This is a genomic window from Candidatus Nitrosocosmicus oleophilus, assembly GCF_000802205.1.
In the GTDB taxonomy this organism is placed as follows: Archaea; Thermoproteota; Nitrososphaeria; order Nitrososphaerales; family Nitrososphaeraceae; genus Nitrosocosmicus; species Nitrosocosmicus oleophilus.
Genome location: NZ_CP012850.1, coordinates 3,326,024 through 3,347,130, shown reverse-complemented (window position 1 = coordinate 3,347,130; position 21,107 = coordinate 3,326,024). Strand labels below are relative to the sequence as shown.

The 21,107-nt window shown below is 32.8% G+C and carries 19 protein-coding genes and 1 pseudogene; 12 read left to right on the top strand and 8 right to left on the bottom strand.

All coding sequences use genetic code 11. The annotated features are described in order from the left end of the window. Window positions 1-36 precede the first annotated feature (36 nt). Window positions 37-189: pseudogene (locus NMY3_RS17135) on the top strand (winged helix-turn-helix domain-containing protein); the annotation flags it as partial. A 379-nt stretch (window positions 190-568) separates the two neighbouring features. Then, window positions 569-910, top strand: coding sequence for a hypothetical protein (locus tag NMY3_RS16155; protein ID WP_196816830.1), 342 nt, complete (start codon window positions 569-571; stop codon window positions 908-910). Window positions 911-1,558: 648 nt separating this feature from the next. On the opposite strand, the gene NMY3_RS16150 is transcribed toward NMY3_RS16155, so the two are convergent. Both NMY3_RS16150 and NMY3_RS16145 read right to left on the bottom strand, forming a co-directional pair. Next, window positions 1,559-1,810, bottom strand: a complete 252-nt coding sequence (locus NMY3_RS16150; protein WP_196816829.1) for a hypothetical protein — start codon at window positions 1,808-1,810, stop codon at window positions 1,559-1,561. Window positions 1,811-1,905: 95 nt separating this feature from the next. After that, the gene (locus NMY3_RS16145) at window positions 1,906-2,520 is read right to left on the bottom strand and encodes a hypothetical protein (RefSeq protein ID WP_196816828.1); all 615 of its coding nucleotides are present in this window, start codon (window positions 2,518-2,520) and stop codon (window positions 1,906-1,908) included. Window positions 2,521-2,818: 298 nt separating this feature from the next. Between NMY3_RS16145 and NMY3_RS16140 the strand changes: the two genes are divergently transcribed. The 6 genes from NMY3_RS16140 (at window position 2,819) to nuoB (ending at window position 10,889) form a co-directional block, all read left to right on the top strand. Beyond that, window positions 2,819-4,894: a proton-conducting transporter membrane subunit gene (locus NMY3_RS16140; protein WP_196816827.1), complete on the top strand. Its 2,076-nt coding sequence runs from the start codon at window positions 2,819-2,821 to the stop codon at window positions 4,892-4,894. Then, on the top strand, window positions 4,891-5,850 hold the full coding sequence (locus NMY3_RS16135; protein ID WP_231100137.1) for a respiratory chain complex I subunit 1 family protein: 960 nt from the start codon (window positions 4,891-4,893) through the stop codon (window positions 5,848-5,850). Before NMY3_RS16140 ends, NMY3_RS16135 begins: the two co-directional genes overlap by 4 nt. Window positions 5,851-5,865: 15 nt before the next feature. Next, window positions 5,866-6,543, top strand: a complete 678-nt coding sequence (locus NMY3_RS16130; protein ID WP_196816825.1) for a hypothetical protein — start codon at window positions 5,866-5,868, stop codon at window positions 6,541-6,543. Between the two features lie 13 nt (window positions 6,544-6,556). Further along, window positions 6,557-8,071, top strand: a complete 1,515-nt coding sequence (locus tag NMY3_RS16125) for a hydrogenase 4 subunit F (protein ID WP_196816824.1) — start codon at window positions 6,557-6,559, stop codon at window positions 8,069-8,071. 95 nt (window positions 8,072-8,166) lie between these two features. Next, window positions 8,167-9,945 carry an NADH-quinone oxidoreductase subunit C gene (locus tag NMY3_RS16120; protein WP_196816823.1) on the top strand — a complete coding sequence of 593 codons (1,779 nt, stop codon included), beginning with the start codon at window positions 8,167-8,169 and terminating at the stop codon, window positions 9,943-9,945. Further along, the gene (gene nuoB / locus NMY3_RS16115) at window positions 9,945-10,889 is read left to right on the top strand and encodes an NADH-quinone oxidoreductase subunit NuoB (RefSeq protein ID WP_231100428.1); all 945 of its coding nucleotides are present in this window, start codon (window positions 9,945-9,947) and stop codon (window positions 10,887-10,889) included. The genes NMY3_RS16120 and nuoB overlap by 1 nt, the downstream gene beginning before the upstream one ends. A gap of 2,085 nt (window positions 10,890-12,974) precedes the next feature. On the opposite strand, the gene NMY3_RS16110 is transcribed toward nuoB, so the two are convergent. The 3 genes from NMY3_RS16110 to NMY3_RS16105 all read right to left on the bottom strand — a co-directional run bounded on the left by NMY3_RS16110 (window position 12,975) and on the right by NMY3_RS16105 (window position 14,187). Continuing rightward, window positions 12,975-13,277 (bottom strand): hypothetical protein, encoded by a 303-nt coding sequence (locus tag NMY3_RS16110; protein WP_231100136.1) that lies wholly within the window; start codon window positions 13,275-13,277, stop codon window positions 12,975-12,977. Window positions 13,278-13,681: 404 nt separating this feature from the next. Next, on the bottom strand, window positions 13,682-13,819 hold the full coding sequence (locus NMY3_RS16780) for a hypothetical protein (protein WP_231100135.1): 138 nt from the start codon (window positions 13,817-13,819) through the stop codon (window positions 13,682-13,684). Window positions 13,820-13,842: 23 nt separating this feature from the next. Next, window positions 13,843-14,187: a hypothetical protein gene (locus NMY3_RS16105; RefSeq protein ID WP_196816820.1), complete on the bottom strand. Its 345-nt coding sequence runs from the start codon at window positions 14,185-14,187 to the stop codon at window positions 13,843-13,845. Window positions 14,188-15,223: 1,036 nt separating this feature from the next. Here NMY3_RS16105 and NMY3_RS16100 point away from each other — a divergent pair. From NMY3_RS16100 to NMY3_RS16090, 3 genes are all read left to right on the top strand, one after another. Next, window positions 15,224-15,547 (top strand): hypothetical protein, encoded by a 324-nt coding sequence (locus NMY3_RS16100; RefSeq protein ID WP_196816819.1) that lies wholly within the window; start codon window positions 15,224-15,226, stop codon window positions 15,545-15,547. Window positions 15,548-17,051: 1,504 nt separating this feature from the next. After that, window positions 17,052-17,351 (top strand): NAD(P)H-binding protein, encoded by a 300-nt coding sequence (locus NMY3_RS16095; RefSeq protein ID WP_196816818.1) that lies wholly within the window; start codon window positions 17,052-17,054, stop codon window positions 17,349-17,351. A 78-nt stretch (window positions 17,352-17,429) separates the two neighbouring features. Next, window positions 17,430-17,933, top strand: coding sequence for an NmrA family NAD(P)-binding protein (locus NMY3_RS16090; protein ID WP_196816817.1), 504 nt, complete (start codon window positions 17,430-17,432; stop codon window positions 17,931-17,933). Window positions 17,934-18,171: 238 nt separating this feature from the next. On the opposite strand, the gene NMY3_RS16085 is transcribed toward NMY3_RS16090, so the two are convergent. Further along, window positions 18,172-18,777, bottom strand: a complete 606-nt coding sequence (locus tag NMY3_RS16085; RefSeq protein WP_196816816.1) for a DDE-type integrase/transposase/recombinase — start codon at window positions 18,775-18,777, stop codon at window positions 18,172-18,174. Window positions 18,778-18,956: 179 nt separating this feature from the next. On the opposite strand from NMY3_RS16085, the gene NMY3_RS16080 reads away from it, so the two are divergent. Then, window positions 18,957-19,523: an NADPH-dependent FMN reductase gene (locus tag NMY3_RS16080; protein WP_196816815.1), complete on the top strand. Its 567-nt coding sequence runs from the start codon at window positions 18,957-18,959 to the stop codon at window positions 19,521-19,523. A gap of 295 nt (window positions 19,524-19,818) precedes the next feature. Here the strand turns inward: NMY3_RS16080 and NMY3_RS16075 are convergent, their stop codons facing one another. Continuing rightward, window positions 19,819-20,295: a copper resistance CopC family protein gene (locus NMY3_RS16075; protein ID WP_196816814.1), complete on the bottom strand. Its 477-nt coding sequence runs from the start codon at window positions 20,293-20,295 to the stop codon at window positions 19,819-19,821. A 350-nt stretch (window positions 20,296-20,645) separates the two neighbouring features. Further along, window positions 20,646-21,014 (bottom strand): hypothetical protein, encoded by a 369-nt coding sequence (locus NMY3_RS16070; protein ID WP_196816813.1) that lies wholly within the window; start codon window positions 21,012-21,014, stop codon window positions 20,646-20,648. Between the last annotated feature and the right edge of the window lie 93 nt (window positions 21,015-21,107).

Genomic DNA, 21,107 nt, shown 5'->3' with positions numbered 1-21,107 from the left:
ATCCAATCAAAAATTATGTACTAGGTATATCTCTCTTTTCTTCAAATGAAAAAATATTTGGAATGCCTTCAGAATAAGAATTTAATCATATTCGATGCCAATGGTCAAGTTTACAAATTAACGGACAAAGGAAAACATTTCCTCACGTTGTATCAAAAAATGACTGAATCTGTGGCCATGATAAAATAGATATTCTAAAATATATTCTCTATATGCAATAATAGGGTTATGAATCAGAAATATTTAGCTGATTTTAAGTTGGTGGATGTTTCCAATGTGATGGCAATTTTAGCTGACTGGTTTGGATTAGAAATCATGGAGTAATCTTTTTTTAATTAATTAAATAAAAGAGGCTCCAGTAGATGAGCTAATTTAATTTACGGTATAAAGGCTGTAATAAAACATTTAAGCCTAATACTCTGGGATGATCGACTTCAAGACATTTATGAAATACTCACAATTTCAAATTCTCAGAAATACATAACAAATAAATATTAATTTATTTACACCATGTTTACGCAAGTTATCATTTTTGGTACAAGAAATTCTAGAGGATATGAACAATATCATGATTTTATCAATTGTCACTAATTTTCAATTCATCAAATTAGTCGTTGGATGTCATGTTTTTGGTGCCTTAATCCCCCCGTTAATGAGAAAGTATGACCATAGAAAACCTTTTTTTGTTCCTATTATTACTGCATTTAATTTCACAATGACACTTTCGTTAAATGTAATATTTGGTGGAAGTTCACTTCATTTTGAAAATGCACCGCCAACTTATTTTTCAATAAATGAATTCTTGATAAATGATGTCCCTGCATTTTTTGTTCTGCTTATAGGTATAGTATCACTACCAATATCTGACCTGAAAATAAGAATAACTAGGGATACGAATGAGGAATTATGAATTTATCAGGGTACCTGTCTTTTCTTTTAGCCATCAATTTTACGATATTCTTTATATTATTCCTAGCGGCTCAGTAAATAGTAACTTATATTAGTATGATTGAAAAAGCAAGGAAATTTGCAAAAGATAAGTATTCCCTAAAACCTAAATTAATTCAAAATAATCTCAAAATTATCAATGATGAGAAATTTACCTTTACTCAAGCAGCGGCGAATTAAGCAATTTTTAGCTCCATTAACATAGTGGTCTATCACTCCTAAAGCAGGAAATGCTATTACATGCTAGGCAATTTCCCTCTTTGATGGTCCTATTTTAATGCAATTGTCCAAATCACCTATGACCTTCCCTCTATTGCTTGATTAAGAAAATCCTACATTGACTGGTTGCATCCATATTGGGCAAGTTTCTTAATGACATATATTCCTGTATCCTGATAAATGAAGCTCCGTATTTAAAAGTAGAAAAAGGATATTAAAAGTGTCATAATACTAACTCGTTTTCGCTTTGCCTTGTCACTCTACTAACTTCATTTTGCCTCCATAACTTATGTGCTCTAATAATTCTAGATTAGATCACGCAAAATGTTTTAGGGACGATAGATATAGAAAATATTTTTTAAGGATATTTAGATGATTTTGTTGACTTTTTTCAAAGTTCGTAGCAAATAAAGCGATTTTGTGATTTGAATTGAAAGGCAATAAAAACGGAAATAGTATCTATTCGACGAACTTTAGATCTCAACCATTTTTTAGCGTAAAATTTGCTATCTTCTCCACTTCCAACCGGTGGAGAGTTGATTACGGTATTGGCCGTTAAATTCTGTAAGATTGAAACAACAATTGCTTGAGAAAGATCAAAAATTTTGACTTTTTCAGAATACCGTCTGTCAAATCCATCCAAAACATTTTCCTTACTTGATTTTACTTCAAATTGTGGAAACCTCTATATTGTGTATTGCATTAATAGGAGATGCAGAAATAGAGTCTGACAAATCTCTAATTCTGTTCTTCGTAAGCATATCCCTTCTCAATTAAGAAGCCCTTAAACTCTTTTGACTCTGTTATCATGAGATCAATACTTCTCAATAATATTGCATAAAAAAACTCCATTGATTCATGACTCCTCTGACAATTTGGACAAATGTTAGTATCCTTTGTCGGTAAGAATTGATGAAGCTCTTTTTTTGAAGAAAATTTTTCATAAATTTCGTCAAATATTCTCATTATAGGCTGGCGCAGATCCTTCATTATTCCTTCCGTTATTCCATTGACTTTTATTATTGCGTCAAATTCCTTATCAATACCATATTTACCCCACGAACCTCTCTCACAAACAAATCTCTTCTTCCTTTCACCTTTTTCCTTTTTTTGCCTCGGATACAGGAACACATATTCCAATCTGTATAATTCTTTCAAAGTTGTGTATACTATACTTACGGGGATTTGTTCTTGCTGTGTTATCTCTTCGGCTGTTATCCCCATCGCACCTGCTTGTCTTATCCGGTCCATTATACGCCAGGTGGATTCTTTGGATAGAATGTCAGCTTCAATATATGATTTGACCGGAAAATGGGTCAAATATGTATTTAATTTTTTACTTTTTTGCTTCAACTACTTTAATATTTAGTCTTCTTAATTCTTAAATTTTGTTAAATTCATAAAGTCAATATTTTGAATAAATGATAATTCACGAAATTACAATTATTATTAGTTGATTTGAAATATTCGTATTGGATTGTTATAGATATTGCCCTAAAATTTTGGTTATTCAATTATTGAGTTTATTTAATTTATGAAAAACTCACAAATTCAAATTCTCAGAAATACATAACAAATAAATATTAATCAACTTGTACAAATACCGAGATTCCTATCATGATAAAATTTTCAAAGGGTTTAAATAATTTTTATGATTTCAGTGTTTGAAAACTCGATATCATTATTTTGGATGATGATCATATCCTATATCTTTGGAGCAATATTCTCGTTATTGTTTAGAAAATATGGAAGTGGAAAGCCCTTTTTCATTCCCACTATTATTGGGTCGATCTTCTTAATCGCACTCTCGTTAAGTGTAATATTTGGTGGAAGTTCACTTCATTTTGAAATACCTTCAAATAACGTCTTTTCGGTTCATGAATTTCTTATTGATGGCATAGCTGCGTTCTTTCTTCTTCTCATCGGTTTAGTTTCATTTTCAGTATCAATTTACTCATTGAGTTACATTAAAGAGTATATTGAAAATAAGCATGTAACTATATTTGGTTTTTTTTTCAATACATTTATTCTTTCCATGATACTTTTGGTCTCATCCAATGATGTTTTCTCATTTATTGTCTTTTGGGAATTAATGTCCATAACATCGTTCTTTCTCGTAATATATAATCATGAAAATGAGTCTAACTTGAAATCTGGAATAATCTATTTGGTTATGACTAACCTAGGTACTGCTCTAATATTAGCTTCACTTCTGTTACTTTCGTCTCAAACCGGAAGTCTTAGCTTTGAATCCTTTAGATTATCCTCGGATTCTTTTTCTGCATCGATGAAAAATATTGTTTTCATCCTGGCCTTTGTTGGTTTTGGTACAAAGGCAGGTATCGTACCTCTGCACATTTGGCTTCCTTACGCACATCCATCCGCTCCGAGTAACGTGTCTGCATTAATGTCGGCTATCATGATCAAAACCGCTGTTTATGGTCTGATAAGAATCATTTATGATTTTAGCGGTGTGGGATCAGGTGTAACGGATAACTCTGAATTTGTTTGGTGGGGATTATTGTTTGTGACTATTGGAGCGATAACATCAGTAGTAGGTGTGCTATATAGCGTAGTTGAAAAAGATATCAAACGTGCTTTAGCATATAGTAGTATAGAAAACATAGGGATAATTTTTATCGGAATTGGGTTGTCTCTTGTTTTTCTATCTTTTAATTTAATCTATCTGTCTGCATTTGCGATGCTAGCTGCCATGCTTCATCTATTAAATCATGCTATTTTTAAAAGTCTTTTGTTTATGGGGGTTGGTGCCATAATTTTTAGAACTCATACGGCAAATATGGAAAAATTGGGGGGATTAGTTAAAAGAATGCCCTGGACTTCCCTTCTCTTTTTGGTGGGAGTACTTTCAATTTCTGGTTTGCCTTTTTTCAACGGATTTGTAAGCGAATATCTTGTGATGCTCTCTTTTATATCTACATACCATATCCCTGATGTTATTATCGCAATTTCTTTTGGTTTTGCAAGTGCGGCATTTGCACTAACTTTGGGAATTGTCTTGGCTACTTTTGTAAAAATTTTTGGGATTTCTTTTCTCTCAAAACCTCGCACCGAAATAATTTACAAAATCAAAGAAGTTCCTCACACCATGCTAGTTGGAATGGGGATTGTCGCAGTTGTATGTGTTATTCTAGGATTGATTCCATCGATTGGAATAAGTATGATAAATCTTGCATTTAATTTTCAGGTGCCTTTGAATCAAACTTTATTTTCATTTGGTTCGATTTCGTCAGACCCTGGAAATAATAATAATGTTTCTGAACTTTCTCTGCCAGTTATCCTAGTGATATTTGTATCAATTCTGGTTGCGACAATCGGATTTCTTTATGGAGTCGGTGGCAGAACAAAACAAAGAATTTCTGAAACTTGGAGTTGTGGAGTGGACAGTCTGAATGAAAGAATGCAATATACTGCTTCCTCTCTATCTCAACCTATACTACATGTATTTAGAAATTTCTATAGACCTACTTTGATCATTCAGAGTATTCCATACCATTCTTCTAATCCCTACATTAAAAAATCAGTTAAAATTCAGATTTCTAACAAAAATATCATCGAGGATTTCATATATGAACCAATTATTAGGAACGTAATTAAAGCATATGAGGGAATAAAAAAATTCAAGACCGGAAAGGTTAATTTGTATTTACTCAACGTCTTTGTAATCGTCATATTGCTACTGCTGTATGTGAGGTTATCTCCATGATGCCTGTTGAAACTTCTGCATCTGCATCTGGTATTCTTATCGGGATTATCCAATTTCTTATCATAATAATTCTTGCTCCATTATTAACCGGAATAATGCGAAAGATAAAGGCAATAACTCAAAAAAGAACAGGCCCTAGCATTTTTCAGCCATATTTTAATTTACTGAAATTGATAAGAAAAGATGAAGTAATTTCAGAAGATTCTTCTTGGATATTTAGATTCTCGCCTTGGATTATTTTCTCATCTACATTAGTTATTGCTTTCTTCGTTCCAATTTTTGTTGCCTACCCTCAATTTGGAATTGGAGGTGATATCATATTAGTAATCGGGCTTTTTGGCCTTTCTAGGTTTTTCTTAATGCTGGCAGGACTTGATGTTTCTAGTAGTTTTGGTGGTATAGGTGTTAGCAGGGAGATGATGATTTCATCCTTAATAGAACCTGCACTATTTTTGGCCTTATTTACCTTAGCTGTAATCTATGGTTCAACAAATATTGACACAATTGTATATCATGCGGCAACATCTTCCATAATGATATCGGCAAGCCTGTTGTTTTCACTATTTGGTTTTTTTATTATCGTTATGGCAGAAACTGGAAAATTACCCTTTGATAATCCTACCACCCATTTAGAACTTACCATGGTTCATGAAGCTATGGTCTTGGAGTTTTCAGGAAAAAGACTTGCTCTTATTGAATTATCCCAATCTATAAAGCAAATTCTACTATTGTCATTATTAATTAATTTTTTCGTTCCCTGGGGTCTATCAACGTCTTTCTCACTCTATGAGATAATTGTAGGATTTATGGTATTTTTTTTAAAGTTGATATCTTTGGGTATTTTGATTGCGTATATCGAAACTAAAGTTGCTAAATGGAGATTGTTTAGAATTCCTGATTTGATAATTCTGTCTATGGCAAGTGGGCTAATGGGTATGATTTTCCTATATATTTGAGGATATGGATTAGAAATGATTTATAACAATATTTTGATATTCCTGTCAGGTACGTTACTGATAGCAACTGTAGTTTTAGTTATTAAACGAGATTTTTTGGGATGGATTCAGGCTTATAAATATCAAACTATTATACTCACCATAATTACTGTGGTTATTGGTTATATCACTAATAACTGGGAGATATACCTGGCTGCAATTGTCACCTTTTCTTTAAAGGCTGTGATTGTACCTAGACTATTAACAAAGGTAACAGAGAATATAAGTTACGACTTCAAAAATGAAACAAAGCCGTATATTAGCATACGTATTTCTCTTGTTGTTTCAACCATCCTCATAGCATTTTCTTACTTCTTAACTCAGCAAATTAACCTGGGTATAGATGTTATTGCCACAAGTTTTCTACCAGTCTCTATTTCCTTGTTACTCATAGGTCTCATAGTAATGGTGGGAAGAAAGATTGCTCTTAACCAGATAGTTGGTCTTTTGATAATAGAAAATGGATTATTCCTCTTTGTCCTCTCCCTCACGCATGGAATTTCTCTCATTATAGAAATAGGCATATTTATCGATATTTTGGTAGGAATTATAATATCATCAATTCTGATACATAGAATTGGATACACATTTGATAATATAGATGACATTAATCAGAAGCATGAAGTCTTAGAGTATACAGAGGAGGAAGATTAGAAAGGTGATGGGTATGGTCAATTCATTAATCAAAATGACACCTGAAACTTCCTTAATAATGTCAATTATCTTAACTCCAATTTTGGGTGGAATTCTAGTAACAATTTTCAAAAAGAAAAGACTCATAGAAATCATAAGTGTCCTGTCTACTTCTATTATCTTTTTTCTGACTTTTTTTCTGTTCCTATACATAGTTGATTTCAAGAAAATTACTCTATTCAACGAGTTTTTTTATATAGATTCACTGAGTATGATTGTACTCTTGTTAATATCCTTTGTCAGTCTCGTTTCCTCAATTTACTCTGTTAATTATATGGGAAAACAATATCAAGATGGCCTAGTTGATGACAAACATCTAATCCGATACTATCAAGGCTTCAATATTTTCATTTTTACAATGCTTTTAGTTCCAATTTTGAACAATACAGGACTAATATGGGTTGCAGTGGAAGCAACCACTCTGATTTCTGTTTTATTAATTATGATTTACGTAAAAGAGGATGCAATAAGATCGGCTTGGAAATATCTCATAATTGCTACCGTTGGATTGTCATTTGCACTAATCGGGACTGTTTTCTTTTATTACGCGAATATTCATGATCCTTTTGTATCTGTTCAACCTGAAGAGGATAAGGTAAACTGGACAAATATGCTGGAAAACTCCAAAACACTTGATCCAATGATTGTAAAAATAGCATTTATTTTTATAATTATTGGATACGGAACAAAGGCGGGCATAGCTCCAATGCATACTTGGTTACCTGATGCCCATAGCGAGTCTCCAACACCAATAAGCGCTATGTTATCAGGAGTACTCTTAAATTGTGCTCTGTATGGGATACTTCGCTTCTACCTAATTAGCAGTGGTGCAATAGGTGCAGAATTCTCTGACAACTTATTGATCATTTTTGGATTATTATCAGTAGGAATTGCTACTTTTTCAATTCTCTTTCAAAAGGATATGAAGAGGATGTTAGCATATTCTAGTGTAGAACATATAGGAATAGTTACATTAGCATTTGGGTTTGGAGGACTCGTTGGTATATACGGTGCACTTTTGCACATGATAAATCACGCCATCGTAAAACCATTAATGTTTTTTGCGAGTGGAAAAATTAACCAAAAATATAAAACTAAAGCAATGTTTAAAATAAAAGGAATAGTTACAATTATGCCCATTACTGGGATTATGTTTCTCATAGGAGGATTAGCAATAGTAGGTTTACCTCCGTTTAACATCTTTTTAAGTAAATTTATGATATTGTCTTCCGGATTTAGTAGCAATAATATGGTGGCTAGCACGGTTTTGATAATCTTATTAGCTATAATATTTATCGGTTTTATAAAAAATTTGGTAACTATGTCTTTTGGCAAACCTAAAACTCAGATAAATAGTGGAGAACTCGATAATCTTTCAATAGTTTCGATGGGAATGCTTGTTTTTTTTGTGATAATGCTTGGGATATACATACCTGAACCTCTGAACATTCTAATCAATGATGCAGTTCATATATTCAACCAGGTGTGATGATGGAGACTGAATCGACTAATAATGACAATAGCTCAGAAGGCAAAAGGCATTAAGCATTTAAATATCTTGAGTAGTGAGGGGTTGAAGAAATAATGAGCCATAACACATCGAATAGAAAAATCTTTGAATACGAATCGTTAATCCTTGAAAAATTCAATGGAAAAATACAGAAGATCTATGACAAAAATTACAACGAACTGCACATATTGACTAGTTGCCCAGAAGCAAGTACTGAAGTTATTTATTTTTTGTATGATAATTTAGGATGCAGACTTGTTACCATGATATGTACTGATGAACGGCATATCGAAAATAGGATTGATAGAAAAGCTGAATTTGATAATTCGAAACATACATTTGATTCTTTGAACGATAGGCATGATGGATTCATGCTCAGGCATGTTTTTTCTAATGAAACTGAAGATATTTTTTTCGTTGTGACTTCTATAATCTCAAATAAGGACAAGCCCACGTATCCTAGTATCGTATCACACATATCATCTGCATTCTACTATGAAAGAGAAATATGCGATATGTTTGGAATTTTTGCTCAAGGGAATCCGGAAGCAAGAAAACTTGTTTTACACGAACAATGGCCAGACAATGTTTTTCCGCTTCGAAAGGATTTTGATACTAAGACAAAAATCAAAAGTTCTTTAAAATATCATCATAAATTTATAAAAGTCGAAGGTGAGGGTATCAGTGAGATACCTGTCGGTCCGGTTCATGCTGGAATCATCGAACCTGGACATTTCAGATTTAGTGTATATGGCGAAAATATAGTCAACTTGGAAACGCGTTTATACTATACTCATAAAGGTATCGAAAAACTAGCTGAAACAATGACCATTGATGAGGCTTTGCTTTTATCCGAGCGCATATCAGGTGATGAATCAGTAGCCAATTCTATGGCATATTGCCAGGCTATTGAGAGAATGGCGACAATACGAATTCCAAAGAAAGCTATGCAAATTAGGACAATTTGTGCAGAGTTAGAACGTGTTTGGAACCACATTGGGACGATCGCGGGTATCTGCACCGATGTGGGATTTGCATATGGAAGTTCAAGAATGAATTTACTCAAAGAGAAAGTAATGCGAATAAATGAAAAATTAAGTGGAAGTAGACTCCTTTTTGGAATAAACAGTATTGGTGGAGTAAAAATTAATTTTAAATCGGAAATTCTAAATTTGATCATTAAAGAATTATCACATATACACCAAGACTTTGGAATTTTAGTAAAATTATTACATAATATGTCCTCCTTTATAGACCGTCTTAAAGGAACAGGAAGTATTTCAAATCAAGATGTAATTAGATTAGGAGCCACTGGGGTAATTGCAAGATGTGCCGGGGTTGATACTGATACACGAAAAAATCATCCCTACTCATATTACCCTTATCTTAATCTTGAAAATATTCAAGGTATATTTGATAAGATTGCATATGAAGTTGAGTTGAACAAACGAAAAGGTGATGCTCTTTCAAGGTTTGAAATTCGAGTAGTTGAAATAAAACACTCGATAGATATTATTCAGAAAGTGGCAACTGATATCCTGGATAAAAGTCCCAATAACGATACCCTTGATAATGATCTTACCAATAATAATGATGGTTTATCATTTGAGGATCTGAAAAATCATCTTCAACCATATGACAACGCATTAGGGTATTCTGAATCCCACAGAGGTCAAACAATGCATTGGGTCATGCTTGGAAAAGACACCAATAGGATTTTCAGATACAAAATAAGAACAGCTTCATTTTGTAATTGGCCGCTGATAGAATTAGCTGTACATAATAATATTGTTCCGGACTTTCCAATTATCAACAAGAGTTTTGATCTCTCTTATTCAGGAAACGATTTGTGATGGAGAAAAAGGATATCTCACACACAGTTCCAAATAAGAGCCGATTTGATTATAGCGGGTTATTGTGGCCTAATACGAAGGACAGAAATAAATACAACATTCTAAAGAATAAACGTGTAACAACACCCAATCCGATTAAGGAACTTGATTTAATTTCTGAAAATTTTAAGGGTAAAATTAATATAGTTCCTTCTAAAGATGTCTGTAATTTTGAACTAAATGAAAAGGTAGACAAGATAGAGAATATTTGTCTATCAAATGCAATTAAAATAAGAGATAAAGAGAATAACTCCACCGTAGTAACTTTGGATAATGGAAAATGTTTTCTCTGTGGTAGATGTGAAGAAGCATATCCTAGTTTATTTAGAATGGGAAAGAACCTGAACCCTGCAACAAGGAATAAAGAACAATTAATAGATTTGGTTGAAATGGAATCACTACAACCAGACGAAAAAAATATGAATGTAACTATACATGAGAAAAATATCAATGATTTATCCTACGAAAAGATTGGTAATGAATTAAAAGAAAAGATCAATAGTTTATTTGGTAGATCTTTGGCGATCCGACAAGTTGATGGTGGCTCATGTAATGGTTGTGAGATAGAAATAACAGCACTGAATAATCCTATTTATGATGTAGAACGATTTGGAGTTCAATTTGTATCATCTCCTCGACATGCAGATGTATTATTAGTTACTGGTCCAGTATCGCAAAATATGGTTATTGCACTTCAAAAAACTTATCAGGCTACTCCTGATCCTAAGATTGTAATTGCCGTTGGTGCTTGTGCATGCAGTGGTGGAATTTTTGGGAATACCTACGCCACGACCGGTGGCGTTGATACTATATTACCCGTTGACGTGTTTATTCCAGGATGTCCACCACGACCAGAAGCTCTGATACACGGGCTTTTAACCTCAATGAATAAAATTCAACCCTGATTTTTCTACTTTTACAACAGATAATATAAGACGCATTAGAAAGTTTCCAGTATAGTTTAAAGTATTTCAAATATACTTTTGGAAATAATCTGTAATATCTTTCAATTACATTTCTTGCTAAAGAGTAAGAAGAATAAGAATGAGCGGTGGTGATAGCGCAAAGAAAATAGTAACGAAACAAACAAGCGAGTCAGACTTGTCTGTCTTCGAACTCTAAATATTACTCACCACCGCATCACAACCGGTAACAGACCAATTTGAGTTCTGAAGTTGATACTTCTAGCTGCTTAAGCTAGATTTGCAAAAAAGAATGGTTTTCACCCATGACTCTGTGTGTTGGCGGTATCCATTGCACATCATCACCTACTATAATAAAATGCTAAAATCATATTTACAATTTACTATTATTTTCAAACAGAATTATTATCATAAACCTTTTAAAAATAAAATAACTTTGACCTACTTTATACAATATTTGACTTTTCAATATCTTAATAATTTCTAAAAAAATAGCATGAATCAATCCCAATGCCAAAAAATATTGGAAAAATAACTTTGAAAAACCTGCAGTAAATTAGATTAGATTAGATTAGATAGGATTCCGCTTTTATTTGCCAGCTTTTAGAATTCCTAAAAACTCATCAACCTTAGTTTATAAATAGGTTAGCCGAAGTTGATATCGGAGAATTCTAAGTATATGCTGCTTAAGATTTATCGATGAATCTAATGATGGTATATTTGGGTTTTATTCTGGATTATATGGCTTCATTATTTTTTCACTTTATTCTTTCGACATCCTCTAAATCTTTTAATAACTTGGTAATCCATGTATCAAAAGTATCTACCATCTGACCGAATGATTCTAGCATTTATTACTTTATCTTGCTATATCCAAGACCTAGACTTGTGTATTGCTCTTTGATTTGAGGTCAAGAGGTAAATTTGATCTGGTGAAAAATAATATTTATTATTGATCTAAATTATCGTTTTCTATTTGAGGTTAGAACCTAATAATTGAATTTTATTGATCTTTCGTTTAACATCGGTTTATCTATAATAGACAACACTGATTATGAAGACATCAGAAATAAAATAAAATTCATGCAGAAAAGGACATCCAAAAAGAAATAATAGAAAAGGTGACAAACATCATCATTCTATAGTAACAATGATAGAATATTTAATATTAAAATCAAATTTTAATTTTACGATATGGATTGTCTCAAAATTAATATCGAAAATTGTATATACCGCTTTTTCATAATATACGATAGGTGATGATGTGCAATGGATACCGCCAACACACAGAGTCATGAGTGAAAACCATTCTTTTTGAGACATGTTTAATGAAACCTAAAAGGGATTCATATGTTATTTCACTTGGCTTTATTGAGAACAAGAAAGTTAATCAACTTTCCCGTCTACTCTACTTTACCTTCAAGAAAGGCTTTCTTATATCTCGCCCCTGAATCATATTATCAGGGGTAGTATGAAATCAGCCTAATCGATATTGATATACTTTAATGAAAATATAAATTGATTTGATGTCGATGAAATCAATTTGTTCTCTATATGTGTAATAAACAAAGTGGGATTGTTATCTTTCTACCCCTATTTAATATCTTTTAATTAATTTTTCTCTTTTTTTCTTGCCTGCTCCTAGTCCACGAAATGATCGGGTTCTCAGCTTATAACTGCAGCAGGGGCAATATGGACTACTGTCCCATAGTATAAAAATCTCGCAAACGCTGCATCTTTTGTGTCCCTGTGAGTATCTAGAGGAAACAGAGGGAATTTTTTTTGCTCTAAATCTTTCACATATTCCATTACAGCTCATATCTTTATATCACCAAAAATCCTAAAACTACATAAAAAAATTTTTTTCGTTGTCATAAGCAACTTTATCAAAATACCTAGAATATTTAGAGAGGGCCACCACATAACAAAAATAGAGATATTTGTATAAGTTTTGATAACCTCACATTTAATCCGGCTGACTATTCTATACTTTTTTGCAATATTATGAACTGTCAATTTATTTCACAAAAGAAAATAAATATTGGATTATTGAATGGAGCGATCATTCTAGATCATCCTCCCGTTATAGCGAGTCGCAAACTTTACCTTCCCTTCATTCAAGTATCGTAGTAATACATTGACAGCGATATATACAGCCATAAATCCTAGTGCGGTTAATCCAAGGAGCACTAGAATGTCATTTGTGGACATATTGTGTAAACCAGGTACACCGTGTCCAAATGCACCAGGAGACAAAGCTGCCTGTACTTTGGAATGTGCTATGTCTAACGATTGATACCATGGATCAGTAGTTTGTGATAGTAACTCTTGCGCATACGCTGTCACTGCTATGTTCGGGACTGAGGTCATAGGAAGCAACCCTGGCACAGATAGTATGGTTACAGACATTCGTTTGGACATGCATCTAAATCTCTTGACTATTTTTTTTGGTTTGTGTTGATGATGTTTGTTACAAATTCTTTTGTATCCATAACCTATCACCATCTTTATTTATTTTAAAATCTGTAATTTATATTTTACTTTATTATTTTCAAAACAAGAATGTTAGAAAAAAATATATTTGTAATATTCTTTACACATTTGTCAAGGTGATTTGAATGTTTGACTATTGGGATGGAGAAGTAATTCCAAGAAGAAATGCATTCAAAAATTTCTTTATTAAAATGGTAAAAAGGGTGATAAAAATGAGTGGAGAAATGGAAAACATCCTAACGATCCTAACATGCAGGATCAAGAACTATAATATCAAAAACCTATAGTTTCTGTGAGCCAAAAACATGAATGTATCTTACAATGATGTTTATGACGACAAATGACAATGCTGAAGAAATTATGGAAGAGATGGTTGTAGCTTCTACTGGTGGATATTTCAATTCTAGGACCTGAACCATGAGAATGAAATTCGTAATGTTATTTATAACATCAAAAACAGAACTAGCAACAGCATTTTGATCAGAATTCGTTTAAATTTTTGAAAATCTAATTTTCCAGTCAATTTTTCTGTATAACTCTGTTTGTTGTATAACTGAAAGAGGATCGCAAAAATCTTCTTATATGTAAGATAACCAGCTATTACTGTTAATGCAGAGTTTAGGATGATGTCGACGGAATATTTGGAGGTAATTTGGGCAACGATTAAACTAACTACAAAGCCCAAAATCCCTGAAATTAGTAAATTCTTATTTAAGGAAAAGGTATTGTAATATTTAAAATTAGTATCTTTAAGAAATCTATTAAATTTATCAACTACCCATTTCACTTATTATCAAGAATATGTAAAATAATATAAAGTAAATGGAATAATTCATGAATTCAATATACCTTCATTGGATCCATTTCTAATCTATATTGCTGAAATGAGACAAATTTTTTTGTAGAACAGTCCCTCTGGTATTTTACACTAGATTTTACTCATCAGATCAAGTTATCTACTAATTTCAAAAAAACGTGTCAAAGTGAACGTATTCAAATGAGGATCTTCAAAACTTTGTCCAATAAATTCGGTCTGAAAAATATTGGTATGAAGTCAAGTACCCTTAAGGTGTAATAAGTTAATGAATATTTATTTCCTAATTTTATCTAATCAATTTGACTAACCAGAATAAATAATAAGGTAATTCGCTTATTTGACATACTCAAATACTCCCAATTAATTTTCCATTGCTGTCTATGATAATATCGTGGTTATACACCAATCGAGAAACATAAGCATTAAATGGAAACTGCTTTAACAGTGATCTTGTGGGGACATAAGTATGAACCTTGCAATGGATTTTGGTAACGCCATTCTTCTACGAGATACAATTTTCAAAAAGTTTATTCTTAAATAGCAATGTTGCACAATCACCGGTTAATAAGACTAACCACCATTTTATGATGGTAATACCTATAGTAATATTGTTATTAAATTCGGCATATCATGTCTAATTTTTATTTACATAGGAAGCAAACTTTAAAACCTTTCACCATACCTTTATAGTTGCATTTATAATGGTTGGGCGATAAGTCTATTGGCTTTAGACCCATTTTGCTTTTGCATCTGTCAAACTAGAATAAGCGAGATACCCAATCCGTCCTGTCGTTTACTTACAAAAACGTGAAATATGGTTATAACTCTAATTATCTCCAATTGTTCAGCAACGCATCGATATTTAATTCCCCAGACTCTTGAAATATTTTCACCCGGTACAAAAAAACTTCCATTGACCATTTTTCTTGATTTCTAACATATCTAACAACCTTGTGCGCCATTCAATTATTCTAATTTAAATACACCAACGGATACTAAAGATTTGATGAGTTCATCACATAAACTTTTTGGTATATTTGCTATTCATAGTCCTGAATCCTGTCCGCTCAATAACGCTAAAAGTAAAGAGGTTTTCAAGGAAATTCATAATAAACTACAATCAAATGCTGTGAAATACGGAGTCCAAGAAATTAATGGTTTTTATATGTCTGTATTAGAACATGAATGGGTCATCCTCGTTAAATCAAATAGCGCTCATGATATAGAACAACTTTGTATCGAATCTGGTATATCCTCGTTTAATACTGTGAAGATTGTACCACTGACAGACTACCATGATGTCTTAAATAGGATTAATCAAAACCAATAAAAGGATAGTTTACCAACTTTTGATGATATCAATAAAGGATCAGGTTTTTTGGATTAATTTTCAGATTGCGATGGGACTTCGTTTGCTCCTACCTAAAAGGAATCTTGCCTCAGGAACGCCTTAGATCAATAAACAAAATATGTGTTCATACTATATATACAGCGTACAATAATTAGTGAGATATATTGTGATCCCATACCCTTCTCTTAATTCACCTCTCATCGGTGGAAAGATATACCTCTGAAGTGAATATTTTATGGCAATTGTTGCATTTGATATCATAATACGGATGTTTACCGAAATTATTTCTTGTAAAAACATGCATCCGCAATACCTCTAAATCATCATTGCTCTTATTGCATTTTGGACATACAACTAAAGATATATCATTTTCTAGATACATATTCAGATAATTTTGAAAAATCATAAATATTGGATATGTATATCAATACTAGAATATTGTTATTAAGATTTCTTTGATAATTTGTTATATTGTATTCATCTATTTCTACTACCTTAAACAAATCAAGACAAATTTCTATCGTGATGGTCTCTCGTAAGAAAATAATGAATCACTAATCAAGAAACTTTATTGGGTTACTTCATGAGAATATACAAAAGCATGTAGACTTGTTTCATTTCAGAGATTATTTTGATCCACAAGCAGTAAGCCATAAGACAATTAATTTCAAGAAAACTTGGGTAATATTGCAGGTTGATAATCTAGCATAAAATATATACTCTACCTCTTCTATCTTCTAGAGTCCATCAACCAAATAGAATAGCAGAGTAATGTCTAAATATAAAGTAAACATCGCTATTAGCTGGTTCAAATCCCGCACTTCACTTTCTATCCCAGATTTGATCACAAGCTTAATGCTTAAAAGAAAATGATCTTCTACAATTATCAATCATCTTTAATTTAAATTGTCGAACGATACCATGTAGGGTTATCTATCTTGTAATATCTTAGTCATTACTATTATTTCTAGTTGGTAACGATCTAACTTTCAATGGATAATTAGTATCACGTTGTAGACCGTTAACCAGTTGAGTAAGTGAAGTATTTCACTCCCAATCAATCTAACGTTTCTGAAGTTGTTTATTACTCAATGTTGCACGTTTTGCATGTCAGTCGATTTAGATCGGTTGATGTCAGCTTAACAACAGATAAGATAAGATAAGATAGATATAAGGATAGTGTAATCAATTGCAAACAAATACAATTTCCAAAAATAATATCTAATCAATGGAAATAACTTAATATACACAAGCTTGTCACATGTAAAGTAATTCGTGCATTTATCTGTCTAAGAAATGGCGTCAAAAATTGGCATTTCGACATCTGTCAATCTTTCCCATAGACCCGACATAAACGAAATAATAGTCAAAAAGCTTAGACTGGAGTTGAACGAATTGCTAGAGAAGTTAAACAATTAGAAATATTTTATATAATTTGTAAACTATCTATCTTATAATCTATGGGTTGACTTTACACAATTGAATGAGCAATTCAGACATAACACCGAATTTATTAGTAACTGGTGCAAGCGGAACTGTTGGCCATGAAGTGGTAAAACAACTTCTTGCTTTTTCCCCTTTGACAAATCAAAACGTTATAGCAGGAGTTCACACAAAAAACAGTGCAGAAAAATTGAGCAAATATTCAGGGTTGAAAATAGTTGACTTAGATTATAACAAGCATGACACAATCATTAATGCATTTAGAAATGTCAATAGCCTCTTCTTGATTACTATACCGAATCCTGATTCTATAGATAACTTTTCAGATTTATTAAACTAGCAAAGAATAACGAAATATCCTTTGTAGTAAAACTATCAGTCCAGGAAACTATAGATTCAGCACCCAATACTTGGACGTTTGCACAAGCAGGAAGAGAAAATAATCGAAGAATCTGGAATTCCGCATAGTTTCTTATGTCCTACCGGATTTATGCAAAACTTTGTAACATTTTACGGGGACACTATTAGAACACAAAATGCATTTTATGCTCCCTCGGGCGATGGTAAAGTGAGTTTTGTGGACTCCAGAGATATTGCAGCAGTAGCATCTACTATACTGCTATCCCAGAGCACTGAACGTAAACAATATGAAAACCAATCGTTTAATCTTACTGGTCCAGAAGCATTATCCTACGGTCAGGCTGCAGAAATTATTTCAAATATTGTTGGCAGGATAATCTCATATAGGGATATTCCAGAAAATGCGGCTCGGGATAATATGGAAAAGCTAGGCATGAAGAAGTGGTTAGTTGATGCAATAATTGAGTTACACCATATTACCAAATCAGGAAAGCCTCAGAGACTACAGACTCTGTGGAAAGTATTACAGGAAGAAAACCCCATAGATTTGAAGAATTTGTAATAGACAACATCAGTTCATTTTAGGTAACTAACAATGTAACTCAATGTTTTCACTCAAGTATATTGTTATAAATCCATTCCTGGAACAATTGGTACATAATGTAATTTATATTGGAAAATTGGGATCTATACAAAAACAAGATAAAAAGCTGAGAAATCATAATGTTCTATCTATATATGTTTGTAGAATGGCGGGATGGGATAATATATATTGAGATTTTTATAAAATAGGGCTCTGTTCACTTAACCGAATATAATTCACTGTTATGATAGTCCACAAATAGATTCAGCCAATTCCTTACATGTTTTAGGTTACAGTTCTTTTTTCTACATGGAAAGTAGTCATCAAAACATTCGGTCCTATCCTTAATGTACTGCATAGTTCTTTCGATAAGGCTTTTCTCATACGGAGAATGAATATGGTGTTTCAGTTTTAGGAATCTGCATGCCATTGGGTACCAGGTTCCACCGTCAGTCGATACAGGATGTTTTCCATGAATCTTGACTACGCCTGAGAGAAACCTTTCTGCTATCAGCATGTTTCTTTCCTTTGAGATAGTTAGTGCGAGAATTTCCTTGTTTTTTGGTTCTATAGTAATCCATAGCCAAATGTATTCTGATCCCACCTTGATTATTGTCTCATCAACAATGAATTCCAGGATATTCCTTTTCCTTGAGGATATTTTCTTTGGATGGTACTTTTGAACCCAGTTCCAGATGGAGACATGGTTTCGTCTGATAAAACATGATAGCCTTTCTGAAACTCGCCTTAATGACAAACCTGAAAAATACAAATACAAACCATAGAATATATATTTTGAAGGTGTTCTGTTTCTAGTACTCACAAAAGAGATAGAACATCTTCAAGCTATAGATTTATCGTTAAATGAACAGAGCCTAAAATAGGGTGAAAATCCTTATAGTCCATGAAATGCTCAATAATTATACAATAATTCGCTTAGGAACCAGAAAAAACCTCGACATATAAGAACTTTATTGACCTATCTATTTCGTGATCAATCAAATGCTAAAGGTCGCAATTATAACTGGCAGCACTAGACCTGGTCAAAATGGCAAAGCAGTAAGTCAGTGGATATATGACCTCGCAAAGGTCCGAGAAGATGCCGATTTCGAAATTATTGACATAGCCGATCACAATCTGCCACTATTAGATGAACCAATTCCACCTTTGATTGGCCCGTATACTAAGGTTCACACAAAACGATGGGCTTCGAAAATCAAAACATTTGACGCATTTGTGTTTGTTACAGCTGAATACAATCATGGAATTCCTGGTGCCTTAAAAAACGCTATTGATTTTCTCTTCAAAGAATGGAATAACAAGGTGGCGGGGTTTGTTAGTTATGGAAGTGCAGGAGGTGTAAGAGCAGTTGAGCAATTGCGTTTAGTTATGGCAGAAGTTAAGGTTGCGACTGTTCGAGCTCAAGTACTGCTTTCTATATATACTGATTTTGAAAACTTTACAAAGTTTAAACCCCATTCTGTACATAAGAAATCGGTCAATAACATGTTAGACGAAGTTATAGTTTGGGGAAACGCTTTAAAAACAGTTCGAATTAGTGAATCTTAAGCCATTCAACACATATGAAATAGGAGCACGTTGAAATAGGAGCACGTTGAAATAGGAGCACGTTGAAATAGGAGCACGTTGAAATAGGAGCACGTTGAAATAGGAGCACGTTGAAATAGGAGCACGTTGAAATAGGAACAGGTATCTTAAATGTCATTTTCTTAATACCAGTTTCTATTAAAATCTTTTACCATCAGCATCAATAAACTAATAATTAATTATTTCTAGTATTGAATTCACTTTAGATTCTAAAATGGCTACAGCCTTAAAACATATGATACTATTATTATTTACTCTAGCTTTTAGTTCTACCAATTGAAAAAATATATGATCCTTTAGTAATAAAACCATCATCCTTAGAAAAGACTAACCATTTTATGGTATAATCGCCAGATATTAGTTTCGATTTATCCAATGAGACAGAAAGTGCTTTATCGGACCCTGCTAATTTGAGATCATAGTTATCTATCCTTTCGTTATCTAAATTCATAACCCGGATGCTGCTAGCTTTTAATTCGGGCCTCTCTGTAAAAGTAATAGCTACTTTATCGGGCAGCGTTTGTATCGAATCAATCATTTGATTCGGTTTAGGTTCATAGGATAAAGGATTTGGATGACCATAGATAGGTAAAAAGTGTATGCCATTAACTATACAGAAAGATGTGGCAAACAACACAGCAACTAATGAACGTAAATTAATCCTATACCATTCTTCTTGGTGTAGCATTAACGCTTTCTTGTTGTTTGATAAAACCTTATTGCCTTTAACCATGTACTATATTCGTTATTCATGTTTATAAATATTGTTATATATTGTAAATAAAAACCAATAACTTGCAATAACACTGTTGGCTGATTGGAAGTAAACCATTTGTAAATGCCTATGAAAGACTTTTCATAGGCATAAAAAATATAGAATGATAAAAGAAGAATCCATACACAGAGTTTGACTACTTAGAGACAGAGCGTTCCACTTTTAGTAGCTTTTTACTAACTGCCGTTGTGCGCAGCCTTAAGGGCGGCGATAATATCTTTCTATCTTCTTATTTTATACAAGGAGTACAAAGATAAACGGAATGGGTCGTATTTCGTTTCAAAAGGATGTGTCTTGATCCAGCATCATCATTTGCTTTGTTGATTGGTCCTCTTTAGGATTTCAAGTAAAACATGAAATAAAGTTAATGGGTGAAAAACAATTAAAGGGGATCTTATCATATGCATAATCTCAAAAAAAGACTTTGCTGCAATTTTGCTTTTTGGAGTTAAAAGCATCACACGATGAAAGTATTTTTGTAATAATTGTGTGACGAGATCGGGTCTGGTTCCCTCAGTTGTGGACCATCTTAAGTCTTCACTTGTCCACAATAGCCAGGGAAGCTTGTTTATTTTGGAAACTTTTTTTATAGTGGTTTTGACTTTTGATAAAGTGCCTTGGCTGTCACTTGCTAAAATAATTCCATCTTTAGACTTTATGGATATCACGGTTTTCATGGATTTTATTACATAACATGATTTGTGTTATATGGATTCCTTTGACCCTCAATATGTTTATTCACCCAATGGGTGGGTGTGTGATATCCATCG